Genomic DNA, 21147 nt, shown 5'->3' with positions numbered 1-21147 from the left:
GCGGCGACCGACTGCCGAACGGCAGCTGCGGCAGCCGTGCGAATCCGCTTAAATACTGTATGCATGAACAGTTATCGAGAGGCCGAGCATGAGTGTTCTTCCGCCGCGTGGTCGCGGGACCGCCAGCAATCCGCACAACCGTTTCGCGCCAACCCGCAGCGAGGCCGAGCACAGCGACTGGTACGAGGAGGACGTGCCGCCCAGCCGCGCCACGGAGGTGCGCAGCGAACGGGCGAAGACGGTGATCAGCTACAACCGCTCGCCGGATGTCGGCTTCGAGCGCTCGGTGAATCCTTATCGCGGGTGCGAGCACGGCTGCATCTATTGTTTCGCCCGGCCCAGCCACGCCTACTGGGACCTTTCGCCGGGGATCGATTTCGAGACCCGGCTGATCGCTAAGACCAACCTCGCCGACGTGCTCGAGGAGCAGTTGGCCAAGCCCGGCTACGTGCCGCAGCCGATCGCCCTGGGCATCAACACCGACGCCTACCAGCCGATCGAGCGCGAGCAGCGCCTGACCCGCCGCGCGCTGGAAATCCTCCTGCGCCACAAGCACCCGCTGCACCTCATCACCAAGGGCTCGCTGATCCTGCGCGACCTCGACCTGCTGCAGGAGCTGGCCAGCCAGCGCCTGGTCAGCGTGGCGTTCAGCCTGACCACCCTGGACGACGAGCTGAAACGCATCATGGAGCCGCGCGCCGCCTCGCCCGGCGCGCGCCTGCGGGCGATGCGCACGCTGCACGAGCACGGCATACCGGTCAGCGTGATGACCGCGCCGATCATCCCGATGATCAACGACCGCGAGCTGGAGGCGATGCTGGAAGCCGCGCGCGATGCCGGCGCGCGCTCGGCCGGCTACGTCCTGCTGCGGCTGCCGCTGGAGATCGCCGGGCTGTTCGAGGAGTGGCTGGCGGCGCACTTTCCCGAGCGCGCCGAGCATGTGATGAGCCTGATCCGCCAGTCCCGCGGCGGCAAGGACTACGACAGCCGCTTCGGTACGCGGATGCGTGGCGAGGGGCATTTCGCCGACCTGCTGGCGCAGCGTTTCAAGCTCGCCAGTCGGCGCCTGGGGCTGGATAAACGCAGCAGCGACGAGGGACTGGATTGCGGCCTGTTCAGTGTGCCCGGTAGGCAGATGAGCCTGCTGTAGCCGGGGCGGCGTCGTCCGGGCGCGGCAGGTTTTCGGCGATTTCCGCCAGGTCGAGCGCCAGGGTGACGCCGAGCTGCCGCGCCAGTTCGGGCCAGTCGGCGCCGTCTTCCTGCAGCTCCACGTGCAACCGGTACGCCCGCACCGAGCCGCGCTCGAAGACCTCGGCGCCGAGTTGCCCAGCCACCGCGCCGGCGACCGCCCGGTCCAGATCGTTGGCATAGCGCTCGCCGATCAGCTGGTGCGCGATCAGGTTGGCCACCGTGGTATCCAGCGGCGTCAGCGGCCGGCCGAGGTGGGTGATGTAGCGGTCGTTGATCTCCTCTACCAGGCGATGGGCGAGGTAGGCGGCGTCGAGCAGCGCGCCGATGTTCTTGCGCTCCACTGGTGCGCCGGGCCCGACGAAGAAGGTGTTGGCGGTTGCCAGCAGCGGCTTCACCTGCGCCTCGAGGCCGGCGTCCTCCGCTACCCGAGCGGCCGCCTCCAGCATCGCCGGAACCTGTTCGACATAGCGCTCGACGAAGCGCGTGAGCACCCCGCGATGATCGTGCACGCCCAGCTGGATCGACGGGTGCAGGCGCAACAGCCGCGCCTCGATCTGCCGGGCGAGGTCGCCGGTGGTGGTTTCCTGGCGCTGGGCACGCTGGATCAGATCGCGCAAGGCGAGGGTGTTCATGAAGGCTCCGGGATGGCGAATTGAAGCAGACAACATAGACCTTCCGATCAGGTACATCAGACCGGATCGTCATAATTACAACACGGTTATGCGACGCGGATATAACGCTAAAGCCCGCGCAACGCCTGCGTTGCAGCCTGCGAGTCGGTGTCTATACTCGGATTCGAAAGGCGTTACCTGAGAAGCCCGGCGTGCACCTGCCGAGGTTTATCGGCCGTCGAAGTCCGTAGTCTCGCAGCCGTTCCCTTGGCCACCAGCCGTGCTGGCGGAAATAACAAGAACAAGAAGGGGAACCCGCAATGATGCGACATCCACGTGTCTGGATGTGCACGTCGCTGTGGTTGCTGATCGGCCAGGCCCAGGCGGCCTGGACGGTGAACATGCAGCCCGGCGCGACCGAGGTCAGCCGCTCGGTCTTCGATCTGCACATGACCATCTTCTGGATCTGCGTCGTCATCGGCGTGCTGGTCTTCGGCGCGATGTTCTGGTCGATGCTCATCCACCGCCGCTCCACCGGGCAGCAGCCCGCGCACTTCCACGAGAACACCCGCGTCGAAATCCTCTGGACGGTGGTGCCGCTGCTGATCCTGATCGTCATGGCCGTGCCGGCCACGCGCACGCTGATCCATATCTACGACCCCACCGAATCCGAACTGGACGTGCAGATCACCGGCTACCAGTGGAAGTGGCACTACAAGTACCTGGGCCAGGACGTCGAGTTCTTCAGCAACCTGGCCACGCCGCGCGAACAGATCCACAACCAGCAGGCCAAGGACGAGCACTACCTGCTGGAGGTGGACGAGCCGCTGGTGCTGCCGGTCGGCACCAAGGTGCGCTTCCTGATCACCGGGGCCGACGTCATCCATTCCTGGTGGGTGCCGGCGCTGGCGGTGAAGAAGGACGCCATTCCCGGCTTCATCAATGAATCCTGGACGCGCATCGACGCGCCCGGCATCTACCGCGGCCAGTGCACCGAGCTGTGCGGCAAGGACCACGGCTTCATGCCGGTGGTGGTGGAGGCGAAGAGCAAGGAGGACTTCGACGCCTGGCTCGGCACCAAGAAGGCCGAGGCGGCCAAGGTCAAGGAACTCACCGCCAAGGACTGGACGCTGGAAGAGCTGGTGGCGCGCGGCGACAAGGTCTACCACACCACCTGCGCGGCCTGTCACCAGCCCGAAGGCCAGGGCCTGCCGCCGATGTTCCCGGCGCTGAAGGGCTCGAAGATCGCCACCGGTCCGATCGAGGCGCACCTGAGCATCGTCTTCCACGGCAAGCCCGGCACCGCGATGGCGGCGTTCGGCAAGCAGCTTTCGGAAGTCGACATCGCCGCCGTGGTGACCTACGAGCGCAACGCCTGGGGCAATGCCAAGGGCGACATGGTCACGCCCAAAGACGTGCTGGCCCTGAAACAATCCGAGGAGTGACGACATGAGCGCAGTCATCGAACCGGGTCGCGTAGAACCGGGCCATGTCGAACAGGCCCACGGCGACCACCACGGCCCGGCCAAGGGCCTGATGCGCTGGGTGCTGACCACCAACCACAAGGACATCGGCTCGATGTACCTGTGGTTCAGCTTCTGCGCGTTCCTGCTCGGCGGCTCGATGGCGATGGTGATCCGCGCCGAGCTGTTCCAGCCGGGGCTGCAGATCGTGCAGCCGGAATTCTTCAACCAGATGACCACCATGCACGGCCTGATCATGGTCTTCGGCGCGGTGATGCCGGCCTTCGTCGGCCTGGCCAACTGGATGATTCCGCTGATGATCGGCGCGCCGGACATGGCGCTGCCGCGGATGAACAACTTCAGCTTCTGGCTGCTGCCGGCGGCCTTCGGTCTGCTGGTGAGTACGCTGTTCATGGAGGGTGGCGGGCCGAACTTCGGCTGGACCTTCTATGCGCCGCTGTCCACCACCTACGCGCCGGAGAGCGTGACCTTCTTCATCTTCGCCATCCACCTGATGGGCATCAGCTCGATCATGGGCGCGATCAACGTGATCGCCACCATCCTCAACCTGCGCGCGCCGGGCATGACGCTGATGAAGATGCCGCTGTTCGTCTGGACCTGGCTGATCACCGCCTTCCTGCTGATCGCGGTGATGCCGGTGCTGGCCGGCGTGGTGACCATGATGCTGATGGACATCCACTTCGGCACCAGCTTCTTCAGCGCGGCCGGCGGCGGCGATCCGGTGCTGTTCCAGCACGTGTTCTGGTTCTTCGGCCATCCCGAGGTGTACATCATGATCCTGCCCGCGTTCGGCGCGGTCAGCTCGATCATCCCGGCGTTCTCGCGCAAGCCGCTGTTCGGCTACACCTCGATGGTCTACGCCACCGCGGCGATCGCCTTCCTCTCGTTCATCGTCTGGGCGCACCACATGTTCGTGGTCGGCATTCCGCTGGTGGGCGAGCTGTTCTTCATGTACGCGACCATGCTGATCGCCGTGCCGACCGGGGTGAAGGTATTCAACTGGGTGAGCACCATGTGGCAGGGCTCGCTGAGCTTCGAGACGCCGATGCTGTTCGCCGTGGCCTTCGTCATCCTGTTCACCATCGGCGGCTTCTCCGGGCTGATGCTGGCCATCGCCCCGGCGGATTTCCAGTACCACGACACCTACTTCGTGGTGGCCCACTTCCACTACGTGCTGGTGCCCGGCGCGATCTTCGGCATCTTCGCCTCGGCCTACTACTGGCTGCCGAAGTGGACCGGGCACATGTACGACGAAACCCTCGGCAAGCTGCATTTCTGGCTGAGTTTCGTCGGCATGAACATGGCGTTCTTCCCCATGCACTTCGTCGGCTTGGCAGGCATGCCGCGGCGGATTCCGGACTACAACCTGCAGTTCGCTGACTTCAACATGATCTCCTCGATCGGCGCCTTCACCTTCGGCGCCACGCAGATCTTCTTCCTGTTCATCGTCATCAAGTGCATCCGCGGCGGCAAGCCGGCGCCGGCCAAACCCTGGGACGGCGCTGAAGGCCTGGAGTGGACGATCCCCTCGCCGGCGCCGTACCACACCTTCCAGGTGCCGCCGGACATGAACCCGGTGCACGAACACCGCAAGGGTCCGGGCGATGAGGTGCTGCCATGAGTGCGCCACGCCACTGTGCGCATGCAAACGTAGGGTGCGCCGCGCGCACCACTCCGAGCGACGGAGTGCGCAGGTCATGAGCGAGCCCATCCCCACCCGTCGCCTGATCGGTCGGCTGCTGGTCCTGGTGGTGGCGATGTTCGCCTTCGGCTTCGCCCTGGTGCCGCTCTACGACGTGATGTGCGACGCCTTCGGCATCAACGGCAAGCCGTCCGGCAATGCCTATCAGGGCAGCCAGGTGGTGGACGAGGCGCGCCAGGTGCGCGTGCAGTTCCTCGCCACCAATTCAGCCGACATGGGCTGGGAGTTCCATCCCAAGGCCGACGAGCTGGTGCTCAGTCCCGGCGCGGTGGGCGAGATGCTCTTCGTCGCGCGCAACCCGAGCGACCGGCCGATGACCGCGCAGGCGATACCCAGCATCGCGCCGTCGGAAGCGGCGGCGTACTTCCACAAGACCGAGTGCTTCTGCTTCACCCAGCAGATGCTGCAGCCGGGCGAGCGCATCGAGATGCCGGTGCGCTTCATCGTCGACCGCGACCTGCCGCGCGACGTGCATCACCTGACGCTGGCCTACACCCTGTTCGACATCACCGCGCGCAAGCCGCCCGTCGCCCTCAACGGCGGTTGAGCAGGGGCCAAGGAGAAGAAAAATGACGCCACCCCATGAAGAGTATTACGTCCCGGCGCAGAGCAAATGGCCGATCATCGCCACCCTCGGCCTGCTGATCACGGTGTTCGGCCTGGGCACCTGGTTCAACGACCTGTCGGCGGCGCGGGAGAAATCCCATGGCCCGCTGATCTTCTTCGTCGGCGCGCTGTTCATCGCCTACATGCTGTTCGGCTGGTTCGGCAACGTCGTGCGCGAGAGCCGCGCCGGGCTCTACAGCGCGCAGATGGACCGCTCGTTCCGCTGGGGCATGGGCTGGTTCATCTTTTCCGAGGTGATGTTCTTCGCCGCGTTCTTCGGCGTGCTGTTCTACGTGCGCTACTGGGCCGGCCCCTGGCTGGCCGGCGACGGCGCCAAGGGCGTGGCGCACATGCTCTGGCCGAACTTCGAGTACAGCTGGCCGCTGCTGAACAACCCCGACCCGAAACTCTTCCCGGCGCCCAAGGGCGTGATCGACCCCTGGAAGCTGCCGCTGATCAACACGCTGCTGCTGGTCAGCTCCAGCTTCACCGTGACCTTCGCCCACCACGCGCTGAAGAAGGGGCAGCGCAAGCCACTCAAGCTCTGGCTGGCGGCGACCATCCTGCTCGGCGCGACCTTCATCGCCCTGCAGGTCACCGAGTACATCGAGGCGTATCACGAGCTGGGCCTGACCCTCGGTTCGGGGATCTACGGCGCCACCTTCTTCATGCTCACCGGCTTCCACGGCGCCCACGTGACCATGGGCGCGCTGATCCTCACGGTGATGCTGGTGCGCATCCTGCGCGGGCATTTCAGCGCCGATCAGCATTTCGGTTTCGAGGCGGCGAGCTGGTACTGGCACTTCGTCGACGTGGTGTGGATCGGGCTTTTCGTCTTCGTCTACGTGCTCTGAAGGCAACGCAGGGCGCAGGCCGTAGGGTGGGTTTCAGGCCGTAGGGTGGGCTTCAGCCCACGCGATACACGGCTATTCGGCTGGACGATGGTGGGCTGAAGCCCACCCTACGGCCCGCTGAGGGCGCTACCAGGCCACCTGCGACGTCAGCTGGCCGCTGTAGAAACCCCAGGCGACCAGCGCCAGGGTGAGCGCGGCGCAGGTGGCGCGCAGGTAGAGGGAGCCGAGCAGGCGCTGGCCCCGGCCCTGGTCCTTGACCAGGAAGAACAGCCCGCTGAACAGGCTGACCAGTGTGGCGAGCAGCAACAGGAGGATCGCGGCCTTGAGCATGGCGGACTCCGAGGAGGGGCAACGCGGTGCAGTATAGTCACTCGCTCTCCGGCCTCCGGGCCGGCGCCCGGCGGCGCTTCCAGCCCGGCTGGCTGCCCAGCCTGGTGGTGCTGGCGCTGCTGCCGGCGCTGCTCGGCCTGGGCTGCTGGCAACTGTCGCGCGCCGAGCAGAAGCGCGAACTGTTGAGCGACTACGAGGCCCGGCGCAACGCCGCGCCGCTCGAACTGGCGCGTTTGCAGGCGATGCCGGACAGGGCCTTCCGCCGCGTGCGCCTGCACGGTCATTTCGACGAACGCCACAGCGTGCTGCTGGATAACCGCATCCAGGCCGGGCAGGCCGGCGTCGAACTGCTGCAGCCCTTCCGCGACACCGACAGCGGCCGCTGGGTCCTGGTCAACCGTGGCTGGCTGGCCTGGCCGGACCGCCGCGAGCCGGTGCGCTTCAGTACGCCGGACGGCGCGCAGACGCTGGTCGCCTGGCTCTACCAGCCGCCGGGCGCGAGCTTCGAGCTGAAGGACATCCAGGGCTACGACTGGCCGCGGCTGGTCAACCACGTCGACGCCGCCGGCCTCTGGCGCGAGCTGGGCATCGACGGGTTGGCCGACGAGCTGCGCCTGGAACCCGGACCGGCCAGCTACGCGGTCGACTGGCCGATCGTCGGCCTGGGCCCGGAGCGTCACCTCGGCTACGCCGTGCAGTGGTTCGCCCTGGCCGCGGCGCTCGTCGCCCTGTTCGTCTACCTCGGAATCCACAACGCGCGGGAGACTCGCCATGCACTCAGCCTACGCCCTGAATGAGGCACCGCCGCGGCGCGGCCGTCTGCAACTGCTGCTGATCCTCCTCGTGGTGATCGGGCCGATGGTGCTCGCCACCGCGATGTACCAGTGGCGCTTCTGGGTGCCCGACGGGCGCAACTACCACGGCGAGCTGCTGGGTGACGGCCAGAGCCGCGCCAGCCTCGGCGTGCAGGGCGACGACCGCCACTGGCAACTGCTGGTCACCGCGCCGCAGGGCTGCGCCGAGGACTGCCGGCAACTGGTCTACCTGGCCCGGCAGATCAACATCGGCCTGGGTCGCGATGCCGACCGCGGCAGCCATGCGCTGGCCAGCGCGCAGCCGCTGGACGAGGAATACGCCAGCCGCCTGCGCCGCGAGTACCCGCAATTGCAGCGCTACCCGCTGGACCCGCAGCGCTATCGACAGGCCCAGCCCGACGGCGCCGCGCAGCTGTGGATCGTCGACCCGCACGGCAACCTGGTGCTGCGCTACGGCGCCGGGGCCAACGGCAAGTCGATCCTCAACGACCTGCGGCTGTTGCTGAAGATCTCGCGCATCGGCTGAGCCGGATCGTGGCCTGCTGCGCGTCGGCCGGACCGCGTTGGAAATGTCCTGGCTGGCTCTGGCTCGCGAGGCTTGAGTCTCTGGAGTCGCTGCACAACGAAGCACCGCTGACCATAAGAACAACAACAGGAGTCGCCCCCATGGCTCGTCCCGGATTTCGCCTCGCCCTGTTCGCCACGCTGCTCGCCCTGCTGGTGATCCTGCTCGGCGCCTACACGCGCCTGACCCACGCCGGCCTCGGCTGCCCCGACTGGCCGGGCTGCTATGGCTTCATCCACGTGCCGCAAACCGAGGCGCAGCTGGCGCATGCCGAGCTGCGTTTCCCGGAGGCGCCGGTGGAGGCGCGCAAGGGCTGGAGCGAGATGATCCACCGCTATTTCGCCGGGATGCTGGCGCTGCTGGTGTTCGCCCTGGCGCTGCAGGCGCTGCGTCACCGCGACGACAGCGAGCGGCCGCTGGGCCTGCCGTTGCTGTTGCTCGGCGTGGTGCTGGCACAGGCGACGTTCGGCATGTGGACGGTCACGCTCAAGCTCTGGCCGCAGGTGGTGACGGCGCACCTGCTCGGTGGTTTCGCCACGCTGGGGCTGTTGTTCCTGCTGACGTTGCGCCTGTCCGGCGCCTTCGCCCCGCGTCCCGAACTGCCCGTCCACCTGCGCCGGCTGGCCGCAGCCGGGCTGGCGCTGGTGATCGGGCAGATCGCCCTGGGCGGCTGGGTCAGTTCCAATTACGCCGCGGTGGCCTGCGTCGACCTGCCGACCTGCCACGGCGAGTGGTGGCCGCAGGCGGACTTCGCCAACGGCTTTCACCTCAGCCAGCAGATCGGTCCGAACTACCTGGGCGGGCAGCTCGACAGCGAGGCGCGCACGGCGATCCATCTCGCCCACCGTGCCGGCGCGCTGGCGGTCAGCGTGGCGCTGCTGGCGCTCGCCGCGCAGCTGTTCCGCCATGGACTGGCACGCTACGCCGGCGTGCTGCTGGCGGCGCTGGCGCTGCAGATCGGGCTCGGCCTGAGCAACGTCCTGCTGCACCTGCCGCTGGCCGTGGCGGTCGCGCACAACGGCGGTGGCGCCTGTCTGCTGCTGGTGCTGCTGCTGGTGAACCATCGGCTGCGGGTTGGCCGGGTGCGGCATCGCGTATCGCTCGGCGCGCGGGTGCCGCTGGCGTCCCGGCCGGCGGCGCAGGGGATGCGGATCTAGCGCGTTCCGGCCACGCCGTGAAGCAAGCGAGGCATTGCACGATCAACCCCTTTCCAGCGGGAAAGGGACGGGTGAGGGAAACGTCCCTCGACCACAGAGGAGTTCCCCATGAACACCACAGCCAACACCCGCTCGAACACCGCCACCTGGCGCGACTACCTGGAGCTGACCAAGCCCAAGGTGGTGCTGCTGATGCTGATCACCTCGCTGGTCGGCATGTTCCTCGCGAGCCGCGCCGGAGTGGCCTGGAGCGTGCTGCTGTTCGGCAACCTGGGCATCGCGCTGTGTGCGGGCGGCGCGGCGGCGGTGAACCATGTGGTCGATCGGCGCATCGATTCGCTGATGGCGCGTACCCACAAGCGGCCGCTGGCCGAGGGACGGGTGTCGCCCGCCGCGGCGCTGACCTTCGCCCTGGCGCTGGCGGTGGCCGGGCAGGCGCTGCTGCTGGCCTTCACCAACCCACTGACCGCCTGGCTGACGCTGGCCTCGCTGCTCGGTTACGCGGTGATCTACACCGGTTTTCTCAAGCGCGCGACGCCGCAGAACATCGTCATCGGCGGGCTGGCCGGGGCGGCGCCGCCGTTGCTCGGCTGGGTTGCGGTGACCGGGCAGCTGTCCGCCGAGCCGCTGCTGCTGGTGCTGATCATCTTCGCCTGGACGCCGCCGCATTTCTGGGCGCTGGCCATCCACCGCCGTGCTGAATACGCCAAGGCCGACATCCCGATGCTGCCGGTGACCCATGGTGTGCACTACACCAAGCTGCACATTCTCTTCTACACGCTGGTATTGTTCGCCGTCAGCCTGTTGCCCTTCGTCATCCGCATGAGCGGAATGCTCTACCTGGCCTGCGCGGTCGCCCTTGGCGGGCGCTTCCTGCACTGGGCCTGGATGCTCTACCGGGACAGCCGGCCACACGCCGCGATGGCGACCTTCAAGTACAGCATCCTGTATCTGTTCGGGCTGTTCATCGCGCTGCTGATCGACCATTACCTGTTCGTGAGCCTATGACCCGCATCCACAAGACCGTTTTCGTTCTCGTCGCGCTGATCGCCCTGGTGATCGGCCTCACCGTGCACAAGGTGCTCGACCGTCGAGGGGGCGCCGACCCGGCGCAACTGCTGGATGCCGGCATCATCCTGCTGCCGCAGTCGCGCCAGGTGCCATCGTTGAGCCTGACCGACCAGGACGGCAACGCGCTCGCCGTGGACGAGCTGAAGGGCCGCTGGAGCCTGCTGTTCTTCGGCTACACCTTCTGCCCGGACATCTGCCCGACCACCCTGGCGCAGATGCGCGAGGTCAAGGGCCTGCTGCCGGCCGAGGCGCGCGAGCGGCTGCGCGTGGTGCTGGTCAGCGTCGACCCGAACCGCGATACCCCGCAGCAGCTCAAGCAGTACCTGGGCTATTTCGACCCCAGCTTCATCGGCCTGACCGGGGAGCTGGAGCGCATCCAGACCCTCGCCAACGGCGTGAGCATCCCGTTCATCCCGGCCGACACCAGCAAGCCCGGCTACACCGTCGACCACAGCGGCAACCTGGTCATCATCGGGCCCGACGGTCGCCAGCGCGGTTTCATCCGCGCGCCCTTGAACAGCCAGAAGCTCGCCGCACAGCTGCCGGCGCTGTTGAACAGCGAGGGGTGAGTCCGCCGCGATGGGCGCCGGGCCCTCGCGCGGTGCCGACGGAGAAGGACGTCGGTGTCACTATTCCCAATTGAAATTGATTCTCAACAAAACGTAAGATGCCGCTTCCTTCATCCCTCCCCAGTGGCAGGAATTCGCTTGTCGGAGTCCGATCTCAAGAGCCTCTTTCTCCAGCATGCCGAGGCGCTGCAGCGCTATCTGCGGCGCAAGGGCAGCGATCCCCAGCTGGCCGCCGACCTGGTTCAGGAGAGCTTCCTGCGCCTGGCCGAGCGGTACGGCAAGGAGCACATTGATAACACCCAGGCCTGGCTCTACCGGACGGCGCAGAACCTGCTGATCGACCACGTGCGTCGGCAGCGTCGGCACAGGACCGACTTGGTGCCGCAGGAGGACCTCGACGATATCGTCGAGGAGCGCCCGGGCCTGGACGAGCAGACCATCGCCGAGCGCCGCACCCGGCAACTGCACGCCGCGGTCGCCGAATTGCCGCCGCGAACCCGCGAGATCTTCCGCCTCAACCGCCTGGAAGGCCTGACCTACGCCGAGGTGGCGCGGCTTTTGGATATCTCCGACAGTTCGGTGCAGAAGCACCTGGCGAAGGCGCTGGCGCACGTCATGCAGCGCCTGCAAGCGCCGTGAGGAGCGCCGATTACCGAGTCGCCGCCGGTAGCGCGTCATACTGCATATAACCAGAAACCGTGAGAACACCGTGACCAGTCAGGACATGCGCGAGCAGGAGATACGCGAGGAGGCCGCCCTGTGGGTGGTCCGTCTCGGCGCGGGCGAGTTGCCCGCCGACGCCGCCGAGGAGCTGCGCGCCTGGCGCGAACGGGACCCGCGGCATGCCCGGGCGCTGGCCTTCGCCGAGGACACCTGGTCCGCCCTCGGCCAGCTCGGCGCGGCGCCAGTGGAGACGATCCCCCTCGCCATGCCCGCGCGCGCGAGGCCCGTGCCGCGGCGGCCACGACGACTGCTGCGCCGCCTGGCGATTGCCGCCAGCCTCCTGCTGGCGCTCGGCCTGGGGATCGAGCAGGGTTCGCAGAGACTCGTGCCCTTGCTCGCCGACGCGTCCACCGGCACGGGCGAGATTCGCTCGCTGCGCCTGGCCGACGGCAGCCTCGTCGAGCTGGATGCGCAGAGCGCCATCGACCTGGCCTTCAGCGACCGCGAGCGGCGCGTGCGGCTGCTCAGGGGCGAAGCCTATTTCCATCCCGCTCCGGTGAGTGCCGCCGAACCGCGTCCCTTCGTGGTGGAAGGCGCGGGCGGCAGCAGCCGTGCGCTGGGTACACAGTTCGTCGTCGGCCTGCGCGACGGCGGCGCCTGGACCGGCGTGCTGGAGCACAGCGTAGCCGTGAGCCTGGAGCACGAGCCTCGCGACGGCGCCCGCGAGCGTGTGCTGCAGCAGGGGCAGAGTGCCGGTTACGACGCCGAGCACGGCGTGCAGCCGTTGCAGGTCGACCTGCAGCGCGCCACCGGCTGGCGACGCGGCATGCTGGTGTTCGAGGCGGTGCCGCTGCAGCAGGTGGTCGCGCAGATCAATCGCTACCGGCCCGGCCGTCTGGTGATCGCCGATGCTGACCTCGCCCGGCGCGAAGTCAGCGGCATGTTCCGCCTCGACAGCCTGGACAGCGCGCTGGACACCCTGGCCAGGGAGTTGGGCGCCAGCCGCGTTGGCCTGCCGGGGCTGACGCTCCTCTACTGAGCCGGCGGCTCGCCATCAGCCGCCGTAAAAACCCGCAAAAAATTCCTGATCGTATTACTGAGTTTCTCCGCCTGGTGCGTCTTCCTGTTGAGAGTGATTTGCATTAAGCGAATAACGTACAGGAAGGGCCAGGGGAAACGGATGAGGATCGAAGAAAAACCGCGCAGGTCCCCGGGGGGGATGGCTTGCGCCGCGATCATGGGATTTGCCGCCTGCGGCTGGGCCGCGAGCAGCCCGGCGCAGACCACGCCCGTCGCGCCCGTCGCGCGGACCGAGGCGACGGTGATGTTCGACATCCCGGTGCAGGCGCTGGGCAGCGCGGTGCTCAGTTTCGCCGAGCAGTCCGGCTTCCAGGTGTTCTTCGACAGCCGCACCCTGGACGGCCTGCGCAGCAGCGAAGTGCAAGGTCGCTATACCGCGCAGGACGGCCTTGCCCGGCTGCTCGCCGGAACGCCGATCACCTACCGGTTCGGCGATGATCGTCGCGTCAGCCTGCAGCGCCTGGCCAATCCCGCCGGTGCGCTGGAGCTGGGCACGCTCAGCGTGAGCGCGCACGCGGACGAAGCCAGCGACTGGATCTACGAGACGCCGGCGTCGGTCAGCGTGATCACCCGCGAGCAAATGGACAAGCGCCCGCCGCAGCATGCCGCCGACATGCTGGTGGACACGCCGGGGGTAACCAGCGCGGTCAACCGCCAGGACCCCGCGCTGTCGGTGAACATCCGCGGCATGCAGGACTTTGGCCGGGTCAACATGATGATCGACGGCATGCGCCAGAACCACGTGGAAAGTGGTCACCAGCAGCGCAACGGCGACTTGTACATCGATTCCGAGCTGCTCAGCGAAGTGGTCATCGAGAAGGGGCCGAGTGCCGGCGTGCACGGCGCCAACGCGATCGCCGGCAGCGCGGATTTCCGCACGCTGGATTACGACGACATCATCCTTCCGGGCGAGGATCACGGGGTTCGCCTGCGCGCCGGGACGGGCATTGGCGGCTACGCGAACGGCATCAATTTCCAGGGCAGCGCGGCGCTGGCCGGGCGCTTCGACGAGCGCTTCGAGATTCTCTTCGCGCGCAGCGAGAAGAGCCTGGGCGACTACGCCATCGGCAATCGCGGGCGCTCCTGGGAAACCTCGGCGGTTTCCTCGGGCCAGCAGCAGATCGACGAAGTGGCGTTTTCCGATCAGCACCAGGATTCCTGGCTGGCCAAGGCGCGCTGGAAGATCGATGACGACCAGAGCCTGCAGCTCACCTACACCGGCACCGACCTGTCCTACACCAATACCTCCAGTTGGGACCAGAACACGGCCGCCGGCTGGGAAGACTATGGCGACGCCAGCGCGAAGTCCGATTCCTATGCGATGGACTGGGTGTTCAGGCCGGACAACCCGCTGATCGACCTCAAGCTCAAGCTCTATTACGTCAGCACCGAGAACCACCGCACGGTCGAACCCAGGCCCGGCGAGCTGAACGATTTCGCCTGGGACAATGGCTACTGCACCGGCGCCACGGTGTCGTCGAGCTGGCAGTCCTACTGCCTGGCGGGGATGCGCAGGTCGACGATCAGCCACACCGACACCCTGGGCCTGCAACTGGACAACACCTCGCGCTTTCACCTCGAGGCGGCGAACGCGGAGCTGGCCGCCAACTACGGCATCGAGTGGTTCCAGGACGAAGGGAAATCGAGCAACGCCTCGGCGCGCAACGGCGTGACCACCGCCTACCTGGACGACCTCGCCGGCAACAACCTGAACCCCAATGGCCTGCGTGACGTGGCCAGCGCGTTCTCCTCGCTGACCCTTGAAAAGGGCTCGGTGACCCTGAAGGCGGGCCTGCGCTACGACTGGTATCACCTGCGCGGGAAGGCCGATGTCCCTGGGGTGGAGAGCCAGTACCTGAGCCGCCTGTCGGCGTTCACCAACTACTTCTGCGCGCGTAACCAGAACTCCTCGACCAACAGGAACGGCTGTGCGCTGGGTCGGCAGGGCGATGTGAACGCGATTGCCAGCTGGGTCAGCTCCACCAGCGGCGAGAACTACTACACCTCCACGCGTTTTGCGCCGTCGTGGACGGACAAGTCGGTGGTCAGGGAAGAAGAAGTCGATCGAAGCGAAGGGCGCTTCTCGCCCTTCGCCTCCGCTTCATGGAAGCCGCTGGACTGGCTGGAGCTGTTCGCCAATTGGGGCAAGGCGTACCGCCCGCCGGCCATGACCGAAACCCTGTGGGGCGGCAACCACGCCGTAGGCTCCTCGGCGACGATGTACCCGAACCCGCTGCTCGATTCCGAGCGTTCCACGAGCTGGGAAGCGGGTTTCAACATCCTGCAGCGCGACCTGCTCAAGGATGACGACCGGCTGGGGCTGAAACTGGCCTACTTCGACACCAGGGTCGACAACTTCATGTTCACCGGCCTGACCAACGCGGTGCCCGGATCGCTGACGCATTCGGACAGCAACGTGTTCTTCGTGAACAACCTCGAAGTGACGCGGTTCCGTGGCCTCGAGCTGGAGGCCAATTACGACGCCGGCCTGTTCTACGGCGGCGTCAATGCCACCAGATACCTGGGCGGTGAAAACGATTTCTGCAAGAAGCTGCGCCCGCTGGGCAGCCAGATCAGCCATTACGACCAGCCCAACGAAGACGGCTCCATGACCCCGCAACATATCCAGGCGGTGGCCGCCGGTTACAGCTCGTACGAGGCGATGCTCGACGCACAGACGATGTGCGGGGTCGGCACGGTCATGAGCGCCACGCGCGCCATCCCCATGGACCGCCACGGCGCGCAGCTCGGCATGCGCCTGCTCAACGACGCGCTGGACCTGGGCATCCGCTACAACCGCAGCGAGGGCGCCAAGCCCAGTAACTGGGCGGGCGACGACAACCTCTGGGACTCCTATACGACCTGGGACTTCTACGCCAGGTACCAGGTGGTCAAGAACGTGGCCGTCAACCTGGCCGTGGAAAACATACGCGATGAAAACTACCTGAGCGGTTACTCGGACATGTTCACCCGGACCTATGCCCCTGGGCGCACCGTTCAAACAGCCATCGAAGTGAAATTCTAAATGACCGCCCTGTCGGTCGTTTGAATGGCGGTATCGACCCTACCGTCTCGTCAAAGCGCCTGTGGCGTTTTCCATGAACGGCCCATCGCGGCCACGTGATATGAAGGACTGCATAATGGCAACTGCAAGCTTTACCTACAGCCTGGATAGCACCGACTACCCGTTCGGCGACAGTTCCACTTCCACGCTGGAAGATGTGCTCTACAACTGGAGCGCCGACGGTATTCCGGGGACCCATCCGAGCAACACGGGCGGGTTCTACACCGGCGGCGTGGCCTCCGGTTTCAGCGGCGATACCTATGCGTTCACCACGGGCAGCGGTTACGCCTTCAGCATCAGCGGCGAGTTGAGCTACTACTTCCCGCCGATCAGCGGCTCGACCGTGCCGGGCGCCACGCCGCACACCCTCTACGGCACCCTGGAAAGCATCTCCTTCGGCGGTGGGCTGAATGCCGATGGCAGCGTCGACTCGCCGTTCCTCACCATCAGCTTCGACGATCCGATCACCAGCGCCCTGCTGGAAGGGCACGCCGGCGACGTGCATACGCTCATCAACGACCTGATGGGCGCCTCGGTGGACCAGCTCCTCAGCGTGCTCGAGACCGATTACGGCGTGGACATCGGCGACACCCTGGCCGATCTCGGCAGTGCGTCGCTGGTGGGCGTATCCGCCGCCGACGACTACCTGCTGGCCGCCTGATCGCCACGCAGTAAAAAGCGGATAAAAGATCGCTCTTTTACCCGCCCGGAAAACCACGCAACCGAGCTTTTGCCGAGAGCGGTTGCGTGGCCCGCGAATTTTCCAGCCCGCTGCGATAGCGAGTCAATCATGAGCGCAATGACCCCGATCCCTGCGCGCGCGCCGTGCGCGGCAGTCGCCCGCCGCGCATGCCTGCCGGAGCCGCGCCGATGACCCGCGCGGATCGCCAGGCGGGCGATGAGATCATCGACGTGCTGCGTGCGTTCAAGGGCGCGCTGTGGAGCGTCGGCCTGTTTTCCGCGGTGATCAATCTGCTGATGCTCGCCCCGTCGCTGTACATGCTGCAGGTCTACGACCGCGTCCTCGCCTCGGGCAACCGAATGACCCTGGCCATGCTGACGCTGATGATGCTCGGCCTGTTCGCCTTCATGGGCGTGCTCGAATGGGTGCGCAGCCAGGTGGTGATCCGCCTGGGTACGCGGATGGACATGCGCCTGAACCAGCGGGTCTACGACGCGGCGTTCGAGGCCAACCTGAAAAGCGCCAACCTGTCGGCCGGGCAGGCGCTGGCCGATCTCACCAGCCTGCGCCAGTTCGCCACCGGCAATTCGCTGTTCGCCTTTTTCGATGCGCCCTGGTTCCCGGTCTATCTGCTGGTGATCTTCCTCTTCCATCCCTGGCTGGGTGCGCTGGCGGCGCTGGGCGCGGTCGTGCTCACGCTGCTGGCCTGGCTCAACCAGCATCTGTCCGGTGCGCCGCTGGCCGAGGCCGGGCGCATTTCCATCCGCGCCAGCCAGCGGGCCAGCGCCAACCTGCGCAACGCCGAGACCATCGAGGCCATGGGCATGCTGGGCAGCCTGCGCCAGCGCTGGCTCGGCGAGCACCAGGCGTTCCTCTATCAGCAGAACCTCGCCAGCGAGAAGAGCGCGCTGATCGGCGCCTGGTCGAAGACCACCCGCCTGGCCCTGCAGTCGCTGATGCTTGGCCTGGGCGCCTGGCTGGCGGTGTCCGGTGCAATCACACCGGGGATGATGATCGCCGGCTCGATTCTGGTTGGGCGGGTACTCAGCCCGCTGGACCAGTTGATCGGCGTGTGGCGCCAATGGGTATCCGCGCGCCTGGCTTACCAGCGCCTCGCCCAGTTGCTGCGAAACAACCCGCCCCGACCCACCGTCATGGCGCTGCCCGCGCCGCTCGGCGCCGTGCAGCTCGAGCGCGTCAGCGCCTGTGCGCCGGGAACGCGCCAGCCGGTGCTGAGCAACATCGGCTTCGCCCTAGATGCCGGAGACGTGCTCGGCGTGCTCGGCCCTTCCGGTTCCGGAAAGTCCAGCCTGGCGCGCGTGCTGGTGGCCGCGCAGCCGCTGCTGGCCGGCAAGGTGCGCATGGACGGCGCCGATCTGCACCAGTGGGACAGGCAGGCCCTCGGCCCGCATCTAGGCTACCTGCCGCAGGACGTGCAGCTGTTCGCCGGCAGCATTGCGGAGAACATCGCCCGCTTCGGCGAAACGGATGCCGAACAGGTGGTCGCGGCCGCGCGGATGGCCGGTGTGCACGAGTTGCTGCTGGCGCTGCCGCAGGGCTACGACACCCTGCTCGGCGAGAACGGCAGCGGCCTTTCCGGTGGACAGAAGCAGCGTGTCGGCCTGGCCCGCGCGCTGTATCGGCTGCCGGCGCTGATCGTGCTCGACGAGCCCAACGCCAACCTCGATGAAGCGGGCGAGAAGGCGCTGCTCGCGGCCATCGACCAGCTCAGGCAGCACAAGCGCACGCTGGTACTGATCACCCACAAACCGGCCCTGCTCGCTGGGGCGGACAAGCTGCTGCTCCTGCGCGCCGGCCAGATGCAGGCGTTCGGCCCCGCCGCGCGGGTCATGCAGGACCTGCACGCCGCGGCCCGTCCGCAGGCCGCCTCGGCGTTGAAAGTGGCGCCCGGCATCAGCATGAGTTACGGCATCCAGCCGACGACTTGAGCCTTCGACAACGGATCGGAATACGCCATGCACGACAGCTCCACGCCGCCCAGCCCCACCACCGCGCAGGTGCTGCACATCGATGAGCGCAGGCACGCGCGTCTCGGCCGCTGGCTGGTGCTGGTCGGCTTCGGCGGCTTCCTCCTCTGGGCGGCACTGGCGCCGCTGGACCGGGGCGTCGGTGTGTCCGGCAGCGTGGTGGTGGCCGGCAATCGCCAGGCGGTGCAGCCCGTCTCCGGCGGCCTGGTCCGGCGGCTGATGGTTCGCGAGGGCGATCAGGTGCAGGCCGGGCAGGTGCTCCTGCAACTGGACGAGACCGACGCCCGCGCCCTGCGTGACGCCCTGCGCGTGCAGTACATCGGCGCACGCGCCAGCGAAGCGCGCTGGCTGGCCGAGCGCGACGGCCTGGAGCGAATCAGCTTCGCACCCGACCTGCTGCAGGCGCAGAGCGATCCCTGGGTCGACACCGCCCTGGAGCTGCAGCGGCAGTTGCTGCGCAGTCGCCGTCAGTCCCTGGAGTCGGAGCTGGCCGGCCTGGGCGAAACCATCGCCGGAACCGAGGCCACGCTGCAGGGCTTGCGCGCGTCGATGCAGCACAAGGAAGAGCAGCGCGCGTCGATGCGCGAGCAGCTGGACGGGCTGCGCGAGCTGGTGCGCGAGGGGTACGTGGCGCGCAATCGGCTGCTGGAAAACGAGCGTCTGTACGCCCAGGTGAATGGCGAGATCTCCCGCGACCTGGGCGATATCGGGCGCACCCGGCGGCAGATCCTCGAACTCCGGCTGCGCGTCGAGCAACGCCGCGAGGAGTACCGCAAGGAAGTCCGGGAACAACTCAGCGACAGCCGCCTGAGCGCCCAGGAACTGGCGGCCCGCCTGAAGGGCGCGGAGTTCGAGCTGAGCAATGCCCTTCTGCGCGCGCCGGCCACCGGCACCGTGGTCGGCCTCAACGTGTTCACCGAGGGCGGGGTGGTCAGCCCGGGGCAGACGCTGATGGAAATCGTCCCGCTGGACGCGCCGCTGCTGGTCGATGCCAGGGCGCCGGTGGAACTGGTGGACAAGCTGCACCCGGGTCTGGACGTGGAGCTGATGTTCTCCGCGTTCAGCCAGAGCCGCACGCCACGGGTGAACGGCAAGCTGACCCTGGTTTCCGCCGACCGATTGCTCGACCCCAAGACCGGCGAGCCGTACTACAACCTGCGCGTGCAGGTGGACGATCAGGGCCTGCGCCAGTTGCAGGGCCAGGTCATCCGTCCCGGCATGCCGGTGGAGGCCTTCGTGCGCACGGGGGAGCGCTCGTTGCTCAACTACCTGTTCAAACCCCTGGCCGACCGTACCCACATGGCGCTGGTGGAAGAATGAGGCGCGCGCTCGCCTCGCTGGGGTGGGCCGCCGCGCTCTGCGGCCTGCCAGGCCCGGCGCTGGCGCTAGGCCTGATGGACGCCTACGCGTTGGCCCTGCGCAACGACCCGACCTTCCAGGCGGCGACCCGCGAACACGAGGCAGGCCGCGAGAACCTCGCCATCGGGCGCGCGGGCCTGCTGCCCACGCTGGCGTACAGCTACCGCAAGTCCCGGAACGCCTCGACGGTCAGCTCCGCCGACACCTCGGTCGACCGTGATTACGCCAGCTACAGCTCCGGCCTGACGCTGCAGCAGCCGTTGTTCGACTACGCGGCCTGGGCCGCCTACCGGCAGGGCGTGGCCAAGGCGGCACTGGCCGACGAGCGCCTGCGCGGACGCAGCCAGGAACTGGCGGTCCGCCTGTTCGGTGCCTACAGCGAAGCCTTGCTGGCGGGCGAGGAGATCGACCTGGCGCGCGCCCAGCTGAAGGCCTATCGCGAACAGCTGGCGCTCAACCGGCACAGCTTCGAGGCTGGCGAAGGGACCCGCACCGACCTGCTGGAAACCCAGGCCCGGCGTGACCTGTCGGTGGTCCAGGAGATCGAGGCGCACGACGCGCTGGATGCGGCATTGCGCGAGTTGCAGGCGATCGTCGGCGAGCCGGTGGAATTGCCGCAGCTGGCGCCGTTGACCGACTCGTTTCGCGTGGCGTCGCAGGTGCCCGAGCGCTTCGAGGCCTGGCGCGACTTGGCCATGGCCAACAACGCCGAACTCGCCAGCCAGCGCCACGGCCTGGATGTGGCCGAGCAGGAAATCGAACGCCAGCGCGCCGGCCACCTGCCGACCCTGGGGCTCTACGCCACCACGCGCCGGACCGAGTCGGAGTCGGAAAGCACCTACGACCAGCGCTACGACACCGACAGCGTCGGCATCCAGTTCAGCCTGCCGCTGTTCTCCGGCGGGCGGACCTCGGCGGCGCGGCGCCAGGCCAGCGCGTCCTACGCGCAGGCGCAGTTCGAGCTGGATGCGCAGCGCGACGGCGTGCTCAACGAGCTGCGCCGCCAGTTCAATCTGTGCGCCAGCAGCCAGGCCAAGGTGCGTGCCTATGAACTGGCGGTGAATTCCGCCCGCTTGTTGATCGAGGCCACACGCAAGAGCGTCGGCGGCGGCGAGCGGGTCAACCTCGACGTGCTCAATGCCGAGCAGCAGTACCACCAGGCGCGCCGCGATCTCGCCGAAGCGCGCCACGGCTACCTGCGCGCCTGGCTGCAACTGCGCTTTCTCGCCGGCACGCTGGATGAGGGCGATCTGCGGACGTTGCTGGGTTTCTTCGTCGAGGGCTGAGGTTTTTTACTGAGCCCGCGCCGCTGGCTCGTCTTTATTCTCAACGGGCGGCTGCCCGCCATCGACCTTC

The 21147-nt window shown here is 67.3% G+C and carries 20 protein-coding genes; 17 read left to right on the top strand and 3 right to left on the bottom strand.

The features are described 5' to 3' along the window. Nucleotides 1–88: 88 nt before the first annotated feature. Nucleotides 89–1150: a PA0069 family radical SAM protein gene (locus BLV15_RS03065; RefSeq protein ID WP_090224521.1), complete on the top strand. Its 1062-nt coding sequence runs from the start codon at nt 89–91 to the stop codon at nt 1148–1150. On the opposite strand, the gene BLV15_RS03060 is transcribed toward BLV15_RS03065, so the two are convergent. Continuing rightward, entirely contained in the window at nt 1116–1823 is a 708-nt protein-coding gene (locus BLV15_RS03060; protein ID WP_245728125.1) for a hypothetical protein, read from the bottom strand. The genes BLV15_RS03065 and BLV15_RS03060 overlap by 35 nt on opposite strands. A gap of 299 nt (nt 1824–2122) precedes the next feature. On the opposite strand from BLV15_RS03060, the gene coxB reads away from it, so the two are divergent. From coxB to BLV15_RS03040, 4 genes are all read left to right on the top strand, one after another. Beyond that, complete coding sequence (gene coxB / locus BLV15_RS03055) at nt 2123–3247, top strand: cytochrome c oxidase subunit II (protein ID WP_090224519.1); 1125 nt, start codon at nt 2123–2125, stop codon at nt 3245–3247. A gap of 4 nt (nt 3248–3251) precedes the next feature. Then, entirely contained in the window at nt 3252–4907 is a 1656-nt protein-coding gene (gene ctaD / locus BLV15_RS03050) for a cytochrome c oxidase subunit I (protein WP_090224518.1), read from the top strand. 76 nt (nt 4908–4983) lie between these two features. Next, a complete protein-coding gene (locus BLV15_RS03045) occupies nt 4984–5535 on the top strand; it encodes a cytochrome c oxidase assembly protein (RefSeq protein WP_090224516.1) in 552 nt (183 codons plus the stop codon). A gap of 22 nt (nt 5536–5557) precedes the next feature. Continuing rightward, nucleotides 5558–6448: a cytochrome c oxidase subunit 3 gene (locus BLV15_RS03040; RefSeq protein ID WP_090224515.1), complete on the top strand. Its 891-nt coding sequence runs from the start codon at nt 5558–5560 to the stop codon at nt 6446–6448. A 126-nt stretch (nt 6449–6574) separates the two neighbouring features. Here BLV15_RS03040 and BLV15_RS03035 read toward each other — a convergent pair whose 3' ends face one another. Continuing rightward, nucleotides 6575–6778, bottom strand: coding sequence for a DUF2909 domain-containing protein (locus BLV15_RS03035; RefSeq protein ID WP_090224513.1), 204 nt, complete (start codon nt 6776–6778; stop codon nt 6575–6577). Nucleotides 6779–6804: 26 nt separating this feature from the next. On the opposite strand from BLV15_RS03035, the gene BLV15_RS03030 reads away from it, so the two are divergent. The 7 genes from BLV15_RS03030 to BLV15_RS03000 all read left to right on the top strand — a co-directional run bounded on the left by BLV15_RS03030 (nt 6805) and on the right by BLV15_RS03000 (nt 12657). Beyond that, nucleotides 6805–7575, top strand: coding sequence for an SURF1 family protein (locus BLV15_RS03030; RefSeq protein WP_090224512.1), 771 nt, complete (start codon nt 6805–6807; stop codon nt 7573–7575). Further along, nucleotides 7550–8119 (top strand): hypothetical protein, encoded by a 570-nt coding sequence (locus BLV15_RS03025; RefSeq protein WP_090224510.1) that lies wholly within the window; start codon nt 7550–7552, stop codon nt 8117–8119. The genes BLV15_RS03030 and BLV15_RS03025 overlap by 26 nt, the downstream gene beginning before the upstream one ends. Before the next feature lie 140 nt (nt 8120–8259). Beyond that, nucleotides 8260–9315, top strand: coding sequence for a COX15/CtaA family protein (locus BLV15_RS03020; RefSeq protein ID WP_090224509.1), 1056 nt, complete (start codon nt 8260–8262; stop codon nt 9313–9315). Nucleotides 9316–9423: 108 nt separating this feature from the next. Next, a complete protein-coding gene (gene cyoE, locus BLV15_RS03015; protein WP_090224507.1) occupies nt 9424–10323 on the top strand; it encodes a heme o synthase in 900 nt (299 codons plus the stop codon). Further along, nucleotides 10320–10955: an SCO family protein gene (locus BLV15_RS03010; RefSeq protein ID WP_090224505.1), complete on the top strand. Its 636-nt coding sequence runs from the start codon at nt 10320–10322 to the stop codon at nt 10953–10955. The genes cyoE and BLV15_RS03010 overlap by 4 nt, the downstream gene beginning before the upstream one ends. Before the next feature lie 138 nt (nt 10956–11093). Next, on the top strand, nt 11094–11594 hold the full coding sequence (locus BLV15_RS03005; protein ID WP_090224503.1) for an RNA polymerase sigma factor: 501 nt from the start codon (nt 11094–11096) through the stop codon (nt 11592–11594). A gap of 70 nt (nt 11595–11664) precedes the next feature. Next, nucleotides 11665–12657, top strand: a complete 993-nt coding sequence (locus tag BLV15_RS03000) for a FecR family protein (RefSeq protein WP_090224501.1) — start codon at nt 11665–11667, stop codon at nt 12655–12657. On the opposite strand, the gene BLV15_RS22035 is transcribed toward BLV15_RS03000, so the two are convergent. Continuing rightward, nucleotides 12651–12953 (bottom strand): hypothetical protein, encoded by a 303-nt coding sequence (locus BLV15_RS22035; protein WP_175534276.1) that lies wholly within the window; start codon nt 12951–12953, stop codon nt 12651–12653. The two genes, BLV15_RS03000 and BLV15_RS22035, sit on opposite strands and share 7 nt — an antisense overlap. Here BLV15_RS22035 and BLV15_RS02995 point away from each other — a divergent pair. The 5 genes from BLV15_RS02995 (at nt 12943) to BLV15_RS02975 (ending at nt 21077) form a co-directional block, all read left to right on the top strand. Beyond that, nucleotides 12943–15723, top strand: a complete 2781-nt coding sequence (locus BLV15_RS02995; RefSeq protein WP_175534275.1) for a TonB-dependent receptor — start codon at nt 12943–12945, stop codon at nt 15721–15723. The two genes, BLV15_RS22035 and BLV15_RS02995, sit on opposite strands and share 11 nt — an antisense overlap. Nucleotides 15724–15838: 115 nt before the next feature. Then, nucleotides 15839–16423 carry a heme acquisition protein HasA gene (locus BLV15_RS02990; RefSeq protein ID WP_090224498.1) on the top strand — a complete coding sequence of 195 codons (585 nt, stop codon included), beginning with the start codon at nt 15839–15841 and terminating at the stop codon, nt 16421–16423. Between the two features lie 209 nt (nt 16424–16632). Further along, nucleotides 16633–18393 carry a type I secretion system permease/ATPase gene (locus BLV15_RS02985; protein WP_090224496.1) on the top strand — a complete coding sequence of 587 codons (1761 nt, stop codon included), beginning with the start codon at nt 16633–16635 and terminating at the stop codon, nt 18391–18393. Between the two features lie 27 nt (nt 18394–18420). Then, a complete protein-coding gene (locus tag BLV15_RS02980; RefSeq protein WP_090224494.1) occupies nt 18421–19752 on the top strand; it encodes an HlyD family type I secretion periplasmic adaptor subunit in 1332 nt (443 codons plus the stop codon). Continuing rightward, complete coding sequence (locus BLV15_RS02975) at nt 19749–21077, top strand: TolC family outer membrane protein (RefSeq protein ID WP_090224492.1); 1329 nt, start codon at nt 19749–19751, stop codon at nt 21075–21077. The genes BLV15_RS02980 and BLV15_RS02975 overlap by 4 nt, the downstream gene beginning before the upstream one ends. Nucleotides 21078–21147: the final 70 nt, after the last annotated feature.

It is taken from the genome of Pseudomonas kuykendallii, assembly GCF_900106975.1.
Classification (GTDB): Bacteria; Pseudomonadota; Gammaproteobacteria; order Pseudomonadales; family Pseudomonadaceae; genus Pseudomonas_O; species Pseudomonas_O kuykendallii.
The sequence above is the reverse complement of the archived record's forward strand: the minus strand, read 5'-3'. Positions and strand labels throughout refer to the sequence as shown.

What these genes read in the sequence shown, in the direction of transcription:
- BLV15_RS02975 (WP_090224492.1), top strand. Translation starts at nt 19,749, where the DNA reads ATGAGGCGCGCGCTCGCCTCGCTGGGGTGGGCCGCCGCGCTCTGCGGC.
- BLV15_RS03040 (WP_090224515.1), top strand. Translation starts at nt 5,558, where the DNA reads ATGACGCCACCCCATGAAGAGTATTACGTCCCGGCGCAGAGCAAATGG.
- BLV15_RS03065 (WP_090224521.1), top strand. Translation starts at nt 89, where the DNA reads ATGAGTGTTCTTCCGCCGCGTGGTCGCGGGACCGCCAGCAATCCGCAC.
- BLV15_RS03025 (WP_090224510.1), top strand. Translation starts at nt 7,550, where the DNA reads ATGCACTCAGCCTACGCCCTGAATGAGGCACCGCCGCGGCGCGGCCGT.
- ctaD (WP_090224518.1), top strand. Translation starts at nt 3,252, where the DNA reads ATGAGCGCAGTCATCGAACCGGGTCGCGTAGAACCGGGCCATGTCGAA.
- BLV15_RS03010 (WP_090224505.1), top strand. Translation starts at nt 10,320, where the DNA reads ATGACCCGCATCCACAAGACCGTTTTCGTTCTCGTCGCGCTGATCGCC.
- BLV15_RS03045 (WP_090224516.1), top strand. Translation starts at nt 4,984, where the DNA reads ATGAGCGAGCCCATCCCCACCCGTCGCCTGATCGGTCGGCTGCTGGTC.
- BLV15_RS02990 (WP_090224498.1), top strand. Translation starts at nt 15,839, where the DNA reads ATGGCAACTGCAAGCTTTACCTACAGCCTGGATAGCACCGACTACCCG.
- cyoE (WP_090224507.1), top strand. Translation starts at nt 9,424, where the DNA reads ATGAACACCACAGCCAACACCCGCTCGAACACCGCCACCTGGCGCGAC.
- BLV15_RS02985 (WP_090224496.1), top strand. Translation starts at nt 16,633, where the DNA reads ATGACCCGCGCGGATCGCCAGGCGGGCGATGAGATCATCGACGTGCTG.
- BLV15_RS02980 (WP_090224494.1), top strand. Translation starts at nt 18,421, where the DNA reads ATGCACGACAGCTCCACGCCGCCCAGCCCCACCACCGCGCAGGTGCTG.
- BLV15_RS22035 (WP_175534276.1), bottom strand. Translation starts at nt 12,953, where the DNA reads ATGTCGAACATCACCGTCGCCTCGGTCCGCGCGACGGGCGCGACGGGC.
- BLV15_RS02995 (WP_175534275.1), top strand. Translation starts at nt 12,943, where the DNA reads ATGTTCGACATCCCGGTGCAGGCGCTGGGCAGCGCGGTGCTCAGTTTC.
- BLV15_RS03035 (WP_090224513.1), bottom strand. Translation starts at nt 6,778, where the DNA reads ATGCTCAAGGCCGCGATCCTCCTGTTGCTGCTCGCCACACTGGTCAGC.
- coxB (WP_090224519.1), top strand. Translation starts at nt 2,123, where the DNA reads ATGATGCGACATCCACGTGTCTGGATGTGCACGTCGCTGTGGTTGCTG.
- BLV15_RS03060 (WP_245728125.1), bottom strand. Translation starts at nt 1,823, where the DNA reads ATGAACACCCTCGCCTTGCGCGATCTGATCCAGCGTGCCCAGCGCCAG.
- BLV15_RS03020 (WP_090224509.1), top strand. Translation starts at nt 8,260, where the DNA reads ATGGCTCGTCCCGGATTTCGCCTCGCCCTGTTCGCCACGCTGCTCGCC.